General features: G+C 60.6%; 6 protein-coding genes. 5 read left to right on the top strand and 1 reads right to left on the bottom strand.

Annotation, left to right across the window (positions count from 1 at the left end; all coding sequences use genetic code 11):
* Positions 1 to 205 (top strand): IS3 family transposase (locus F6X37_RS35080; RefSeq protein WP_187614583.1); only part of this gene is annotated, 205 nt, incomplete at its 5' end.
* 94 nt (positions 206 to 299) lie between these two features.
* Here the strand turns inward: F6X37_RS35080 and F6X37_RS35075 are convergent.
* Entirely contained in the window at positions 300 to 476 is a 177-nt protein-coding gene (locus tag F6X37_RS35075; RefSeq protein WP_167368717.1) for a hypothetical protein, read from the bottom strand.
* Between the two features lie 606 nt (positions 477 to 1082).
* Here F6X37_RS35075 and F6X37_RS35070 point away from each other — a divergent pair.
* The 4 genes from F6X37_RS35070 (at position 1083) to F6X37_RS35055 (ending at position 5981) form a co-directional block, all read left to right on the top strand.
* Positions 1083 to 1460 carry an STAS/SEC14 domain-containing protein gene (locus F6X37_RS35070; RefSeq protein ID WP_090807178.1) on the top strand — a complete coding sequence of 126 codons (378 nt, stop codon included), beginning with the start codon at positions 1083 to 1085 and terminating at the stop codon, positions 1458 to 1460.
* Positions 1461 to 1772: 312 nt separating this feature from the next.
* Positions 1773 to 2204, top strand: coding sequence for a hypothetical protein (locus F6X37_RS35065; RefSeq protein WP_090807180.1), 432 nt, complete (start codon positions 1773 to 1775; stop codon positions 2202 to 2204).
* Positions 2205 to 2520: 316 nt separating this feature from the next.
* A complete protein-coding gene (locus F6X37_RS35060) occupies positions 2521 to 4374 on the top strand; it encodes an FAD-dependent oxidoreductase (protein ID WP_262420154.1) in 1854 nt (617 codons plus the stop codon).
* Between the two features lie 596 nt (positions 4375 to 4970).
* Positions 4971 to 5981 carry a methyltransferase gene (locus F6X37_RS35055; protein WP_187614582.1) on the top strand — a complete coding sequence of 337 codons (1011 nt, stop codon included), beginning with the start codon at positions 4971 to 4973 and terminating at the stop codon, positions 5979 to 5981.
* Positions 5982 to 6625 lie beyond the last annotated feature (644 nt).

The raw sequence follows: 6625 nt of genomic DNA, 5'->3' as shown, positions 1-6625 counted from the left end.
CGCGCCGACCGAAAGTCTGTGGGGTTCGCTGAAGGTAGCACGCATGCATGGCCGGCACTTCGCCACGCGGCGTGCCGCAATGGATGAGGTGATCGACTGGCTGGGCTTTTACAATGCACGCCGGTTAAACTCGACACTCGACTACGTCAGTCCCATGACATTCGAGAAAAACTGGTTCGCAGCCCAGCAAGGCGAGGCTGCGTAATTTCCTCGGTTAAGGGATTCGCCAAACAGGGGCAAGGTCAAATTCACGTCAAGCCACCTTCTAAAGCCCGACGCCATACAAGGGTTGCGGATGCCTACTTGCCGCCGATGCCGACCTTGCCGCGCCCGACCTTTCGATGCGGCACACAGGGGCGCAGCCTCTTCCTTGAGCTAGCCGTCAATGTGACGTGCTCCGCAGGGTAGCGGGTCGTCCTGTTCAGCGCGGCCTGATAGGCGGAATGGCCCGGATCGATGCGCTTGAGAGCTGACATCACTGACTCCTCCTCAGAGGATTCTAGTCCGAAACGGCACGGCGGTTATGTCGCCTTCCTGAACATGCTGTAGTCGAAGTCCGCGACCCGGCGCTCGGCGAACCCGGGCGTGCCCTTGACGATTGCCATGCGCTCGTTCCGGTGTGTGCCCACAGGTAATTATTCGAGCGCGCGGCGCACACGCGCGGGATTCTAACCTTCAATCCAATCGGGACTCGTGCGTCCCTTCCCGGGTGGGGCGGGACACGGCATGCCGTCGGGGCGACAAAAACCGAATCTCGACGGGCACCCCAAGCAACGCATCCTTTCGGCCATCGATCGCGACATCGCGAGCCTGCTGGAACAGTCGGCTGATGCCGAACCGGCTCCGGCACCCCGGCCGCGCATGAAGGGGCGGCTTCATAATTCCGACAATAAAGCACGCTAAGCGGTGGACGCAGGTTGCCGGCTGCGCATTCGTGTCCGCCTCTTGTCGGCCGGCCATGAGCGGTCACTGACCCTGCGAGAACTGTTACCCGAAGCGGTCGCTCATGAGCCTACAATAGGAACGCATCATCGCGGCCGCAGGCACCGAATTGCACTGCGGAGAACCAATGGGGGACGGCGATGTTCAAATTCATCGATGGGTTACCGCAAGATGTGCTCGCGATCGAAGCCACGGGCAAGGTTACGCACGACGACTACAAAAGTACACTCATACCCAAGGCTGAGGCGATGATGGGCAAGGGGCCGATCAAGATGCTCTATGTCGTCGGGAAAGAGTTCACGGGATTTGAGGTTGGAGCGCTTTGGGATGACGGCGCGTTCGGGCTGAGGCACTGGCACGATTTCAGCCACATCGCAGTGGTTACGGATCTCGCATGGCTACGGGTTATGGTTGGTATGCTAAAACCCTTTTTTCATGGCGATGTCCGCTTGTTCTCGCTTGCTGAATTGCCTACCGCGAGACGCTGGATCACGGACTCCAAGCGAGTTAGTCGATGAATAACATCCGCTGGTAAAAATCTGAAATCCATCTGCGCTACAAGGCGTTTCTACGGAAGATGAATTTGCCGGAACAACCTCATTGCACCATTTTCGATTCCCTATTGCTGTCAGTCACGAGTGTCTCAAGCGGTCGGCCTCGGCCTTCCGCGCGAGACGCAGCTCGCGAATTCAGGCCCGTGGCGTCATCTGGCAGAGGTCGGCCAGTTAAAGACCTTCGACGTCTCGGCCAAAATTGACGACAATGTTCCCAAGGAAAGATTGCGGGTCGTGCTCCGTCGTCGGAGACGCCGCTGAATCTAAAAGGAAAACATGAGACGACTGTTCCTCGCTGGGCTCGCAGCCACCTCTTTCGTGACTTGCGTTCATGCGCAAAGCAACGCGTCCGGCCCGCTCGTCACGCCCTCGGGTAACTTGCAATTCGTGCGCGTCGACGGCGATTTCGTAGGGATGCTCGACAAGGAAATTTTCGATCGCTTTAGCGCGAGCATGCTCACGCATTTCGACGACGTAGGCAATGCAAATGACAGCGTCACGCGCACGCTCGTGCAGACTGATTCCGGCCCGGTGCTGTACGACTTTCGCCACCATCCGCCGCTTGTGCAACGCTCGGGTAAGCGCATGACGGTCAAGCGCGTGTTCTGGCAAGGCGATGAAGTCGTGATGCAAAGCTCGCAAGGCTGGTTCCAGTTCAAACGCGGCGTGCTGACGAAGCTGCAGTCGTCTACGACGACGTACCATTGATTACGCGCACACCCCCCAACACACGAGCCAGCGATGACATACGTCGCCCCGCCGCGCACGTCGTTGCCTTTTTCCAGGTTGCCTTAACCTCTTGCGGGTCGAGCTCAGCGCGTCGTCGTGGGACAGGTTTCGGCCAATCGACCCCGAAGGCTAAGTCGTTGAAAATCTGTCCGGCGGTGGGCTGGGGGCTAACGATTTGCGGTGCACGGTTGGCGGACTTCGAACGCTTGATGCACGTCTTCCGGTCACCCCATTATTCGAAGAGTTCCGCCGGTTTCTCAGTCATCCGGGTTGCAACCATATTGAGATTTCACGCATGCCGATGAAAGCTTCAAACAAAACCACGTCCTCGAAAAGACGACGTATTTTGCAATCTGCGGTCGGAATCACATTTTTGCATGGTGCCCGGAAACAGATGCTCGCTTCGGCGCAAGCGGCGGTATCCGGAGCGTTCACTCGCGTGCGTCCGGGCGATCCAGGCTGGCCGTCCGAGGCGCAGTGGAACGAACTCAGCCAGCAGGTCGGCAATGCACTGGTGAAAGTGCAATCGCCCCTGGTGGCTTGCCTGAACGCGCCCGATAGTGACGACTGCAGGCAACTATTCAGGGAGCTCAAGAACCCCTATTTTCTCGGCGACGAGGTGGGTCTAACGCAAACCCTCGGCTGGGTTGACGCGTGGACATCGACACCCAGCGTCTACGCGGTGGCTGCCCGCAACACGAATGACGTCGTCGTCGCCGTTGACTTCGCACGTCGGAACAATCTCCGCCTCGTGGTGAAGGGCGGCGGCCATAGCTATCAAGGCACATCGAATGCGCCGGACTCTCTGCTGGTCTGGACGCGAAAAATGAACAACATCACCGTGCAGGACGCGTTTGTCGGCACAGGATGCGAGGAGCATGCGACCCCGGTGAGGGCGGTCACGGCCGGTGCCGGCGCGCTCTGGGCGCACGTCTACGATGCGGTCACTACCAAGGCGGGCGGTTACGTGCAAGGTGGCGGCTGCATGACGGTCGGCGTGGCCGGCCTGATCCAAAGCGGCGGGTTCGGCAGCTTTTCCAAGGCCTACGGACTGGCCGCGGGAAGCCTGCTCGAAGCGGAAGTTGTGACGGCAGATGGCGCGGTCCGGATCGCGAATGCCTGCACGAATCCCGATCTATTCTGGGCGCTGAAAGGCGGCGGCGGCGGGAGCCTGGGCGTGGTCACCCGGCTCACGCTGCGGGTTCACGAATTGCCCGAGACTTTCGGCGCGGTGAACATGACGATCAAGGCGACATCGACGTCTGCGTTTCGCCGGCTGATTGGCGTGATCATCGACTTCTATAATCAGAACCTGATGAACCCGCACTGGGGCGAACAGATCAGATTTCGCCGCGACAACGTCCTCACCATCTCGATGGTGTTCCAGGGGCTCAGTCGCAGTGAAGCGCAAGCGATCTGGCAGCCGTTCATGGATACGCTTGCCGCGTCCCCGGACGATTTCAAGGTCGAGTTCTCGCCACTGAAGATTGTCGCCATCTCGGCCCGCAGTTTCTGGGCTCCAACCCTGTTCAAGAAGCTCCTCGGCTTCATCAGCACCGACGACCGGCCGGGCGCACCCGACGACAATATCTTTTGGTCGGGTAATCGCGGAGAGGCGGGACAAGTGCTACACGGCTATGAGTCCGCGTGGCTCCCCGCGGCCTTGCTGCAAGATGACCGGCGTCAAACCCTGGCCGACACGCTGTTTGCGGCGACCCGTCAATGGAGCGTGTCGCTGCACGTCAACAAGGGCTTGGCGGGTGCACCGGCGGAGGCTGTCGCTGCCGCGAGAAACACCGCCACGAACCCGGCCGCGCTGGACGCCTTCGCGTTGCTTATCGCCGGGGCGGAGGGGCCGCCCGCGTATCCCGGCATTCAGGGCCACGAGCCCGACACCGCGCTGGCGCGCCGGGACCGGCAGGCCATCGGACGTGCAATGGCCGAGGTGCGCAAGCTGGTTCCAGACGCCGGTTCCTACGTGGCGGAAAGCAATTTTTTCGACGCGGACTGGCAGCGGTCCTTCTGGGGCTCAAATTACAGCAGGCTGCTCGCCATTAAGGATCAGTATGATCCCGATGGTTTGTTCTTCGTTCATCACGGCGTGGGGAGCGAACGCTGGAGCGCCGACGGTTTCACGAAAATCGTCTGAACGACTCGACCTTCGAACTCGCACATATGGTTCAGCGGAAATCACATTTCGAAATCTCGTATTGAGGCTTCCCGGCACCATTCGGTCATGACAGGCCGCTAACGTGAATGTTGAAAGGCTATATCCGGTCGACTCCCGCCGACCGCATCGGGCAGGACCCGGCCATGAACCGCCATTCACGCGAGGCGTTGACCAGGCATTCGGATGTCGTTGTTGCGTCGGTTAGCCGCCTTCGCGCAAGGCCTGTGCAATCGATATAGTGACCGGCGCATTGGGCAAGATCTGCCGGAAATCGGTCACGAGGGTTCTCCAGTACGACCGGGCTTTTCCATGGGCGGATGCGGCGTGGAATAGAGAGCACACGCCGGGTGTTTTTGTGTGCATGCGGCAACTTGCGAGCCGCACTGCATTCGATCGTGTCTCGCGACAGGAGATATGCGCAACGATACGAATCGATGATCCGATACCCCCGCTCTGCGGGATCACCTGGACGCAGTTCACCACTCCGATGCACTTGGCGAGCCCGCGAGCAATGCCACCGTACTGTTTGTCACCGCACGGGTTCGAATTCGACACAATCTGAAGGAGCAGACTGTATGACCAAAATCTCACCCGCCCTCATTATGCAGATCGGCATGGGCTTCTGGAGCTCGAAGGCGCTGCTCAGCGCCGTCGAACTCGGCGCCTTCACGACCCTGGCCGAAGGGCCGCAGGATCTCAAAGCGCTCTCCGCCCGGCTCGGGCTGCATCCGCGCAGTGCCCGGGACTTCCTCGATGCGCTGGTCGCCCTCGATCTGCTCGACCGACAGGATGGGCGCTATGCCAACACGCTGGCGACCGACCACTTCCTGGACAGAAACAAGCCCAGCTATATCGGCGGGGTCCTGGAAATGGCCAATGCGCGTCTCTATTCCTCCTGGGGCAGCCTGACCGAAGCGCTCAGGACCGGCCTGCCGCAAGGCGATGCCAAGGACGCCGCGCCGGACTTCTTCAGCACACTCTATGCCGATCCGACCAGGTTGCGCGGCTTCCTCGGCGCGATGACCGGGGTCAGCCTACCTGCTGCGCAAGCGCTGGCAGGTACCTTTCCCTGGGCGGAGGTCGGGAGCTTTGCCGATATCGGTTGCGCTCAGGGCGGGCTGACCTGCGTCGTAGCGGCCGCCCATCCACATCTTGCCGCGACCGGCTTCGATCTGCCGCCGGTCCGGCCGGTGTTCGAGCAATATGTCGCCGGCAAGGGCCTCGCAGACCGGGTCCGTTTCGAAGCCGGCAGCTTCTTCGAGCAGCCGCTGCCCGAAGCCGATGTCCTGGTCATGGGCCATATCCTGCACGATTGGGACCTCGACCAAAAGAAGCTGCTGCTAGCCAAGGCCTTTGAGGCGCTGCCCAAGGGCGGCCGCCTGATCGCCTATGACGCGATCATCGATGACGACCGGCGACACAATGCCTTCGGCTTGCTAATGAGTCTCAACATGCTGATCGAGACGTCGGGCGGTTTCGATTACACCGCCGCCGACTGTATCGGCTGGATGCGTGAAGCAGGCTTCGTCGAAGCCGGCCATCATCCGCTCGACGGGCCCACTTCGATCGTCGTCGCGACAAAATAGCGTCAGCCGCGAACGTAACTCGCATGCTGGTCAATTCGCGCAGTCATCGAATTTGGACGAACGTCGCCGTGCGCCGAGGAGAACCGGAGACGGTGATCATCGCCATCTGTGGGATCGGTCCGGCGGACCTCTGTCCCGGCGATCCGGGTACAACTGCTCACCGGACCCATCACTCTGGTCTATCCAGGGTCAGTTAACGCCACTCGCATGATCGATGCGCGTCGGTTCGTGCCGCGTATCCTGAGACCGGATGCGGCCCCTTCAACTCAACCGCATAGATCGGTGCCCATGAGCGTGGCAATGCCAAGTGCGGTCATTCGCGTCTGTATCTCGGCATATGGTCGGTTTCCGATCGGGCAGCGTGCGGCGGCGGCTGACGATCCTGCGACACATTGTCTGACAGGCTCGTGAGGAAAATGCCGACATCTTCTTCTGGGACGAATCTGGCTTTCGGGCCGCTTCTTGAGTAGAGGAGCCGGTTGAATGACCATTAAGCGCAAGGGCGAACGACCGTAGGTGGCGTGCGCCGTGTAAAGGCGGCGCTTTCCCAGTGGGTGTAAGCCCCACCCGGCAACCGCTCCAGCCGGAAGCAACCGGAGCAGCTATGGAGGTAACGAAATGGCTGAAGCCTTCGGTGTAGCGTG

Origin of the sequence: Paraburkholderia sp. 31.1 (assembly GCF_014397645.1) — a bacterium.
In the GTDB taxonomy this organism is placed as follows: Bacteria; Pseudomonadota; Gammaproteobacteria; order Burkholderiales; family Burkholderiaceae; genus Paraburkholderia; species Paraburkholderia tuberum.
The sequence above is the reverse complement of the archived record's forward strand: the minus strand, read 5'-3'. Positions and strand labels throughout refer to the sequence as shown.

Coding starts and splice junctions, on each gene's coding strand:
- F6X37_RS35075 (WP_167368717.1), bottom strand. CDS start 476: ATGTCAGCTCTCAAGCGCATCGATCCGGGCCATTCCGCCTATCAGGCC.
- F6X37_RS35070 (WP_090807178.1), top strand. CDS start 1,083: ATGTTCAAATTCATCGATGGGTTACCGCAAGATGTGCTCGCGATCGAA.
- F6X37_RS35065 (WP_090807180.1), top strand. CDS start 1,773: ATGAGACGACTGTTCCTCGCTGGGCTCGCAGCCACCTCTTTCGTGACT.
- F6X37_RS35060 (WP_262420154.1), top strand. CDS start 2,521: ATGCCGATGAAAGCTTCAAACAAAACCACGTCCTCGAAAAGACGACGT.
- F6X37_RS35055 (WP_187614582.1), top strand. CDS start 4,971: ATGACCAAAATCTCACCCGCCCTCATTATGCAGATCGGCATGGGCTTC.